Annotated in this window: 1 protein-coding gene; it reads left to right on the plus strand. The window is 63.7% G+C overall.

Annotation, left to right across the window (positions count from 1 at the left end; all coding sequences use genetic code 11):
* Positions 1-22: 22 nt before the first annotated feature.
* Positions 23-753 (plus strand): esterase-like activity of phytase family protein (locus tag AACY52_RS28795; protein ID WP_339561140.1); only part of this gene is annotated, 731 nt, incomplete at its 3' end.

The following is a 753-nucleotide window of genomic DNA, read 5'->3' on the forward strand; positions in this document are numbered from 1 at the left end:
CTGGCTCCCGCAGGGGCGGGGGATGCGCATTTTATGGTCGGTTTTGTTTGCCTTGCTGTTCGTGCCGGATTCGACGGTGCCAGGGCGTCGCTTGCGGCTCGGCATCGATCCGCATTTTCGCGCCGTGCAGGTGATGCTTGATCCGGCCCGACCCGACCTCACGCGCGTGGGGGATCTGGTGTGTCTGGGCGGTGTGCAGTTGCGCAGCCGCGATCCGCAATTCGGCGGCTTCTCCTCGCTCAGTGTCAAGGGCGACCGCTTCACCTTGCTCAGCGACAGCAGTGACATCGTGCGCTTCACAATGGGCTCGGATTGGAAGGTCCGCGACCCCAGTTTTGCGGAACTGCCCGCAGGTCCCGGAACGGGGTGGTTCAAGCGCGACCGCGACAGCGAATCGATGAGCATCGACCGTAAGACGGGCGCGGTCTGGGTCGGTTTCGAGAGTTACAACGAGTTCTGGCGTTACGATTCGGGGTTCCGTCGAGCGGAAGAGCATGGGGCTCCGCCGGTTATGTCGAAATGGCCCGAAAATGAGGGGCCAGAGGCGATGACGCTGCTTCCGACAGGAGGGATGGTCACGATTGCCGAAACCAAGCCCTGGCCCAAAGCGAGCTGGCGTGGTGGGATCGTTTTCCTCGGCGACCCGGTGCAGCGGCCGCGTTGGGGCTTTCGCTTCACTTATCTGCCGCCGCGCGGCTATGATCCCAGCGACATGACGGTGCTGCCCGACGGGCGCTGGCTGATCCTCAACCG

Source organism: Pseudomonas sp. EA_65y_Pfl1_P113 (assembly GCF_963970525.1).
Classification (GTDB): domain Bacteria; phylum Pseudomonadota; class Gammaproteobacteria; order Pseudomonadales; family Pseudomonadaceae; genus Aquipseudomonas; species Aquipseudomonas tritici.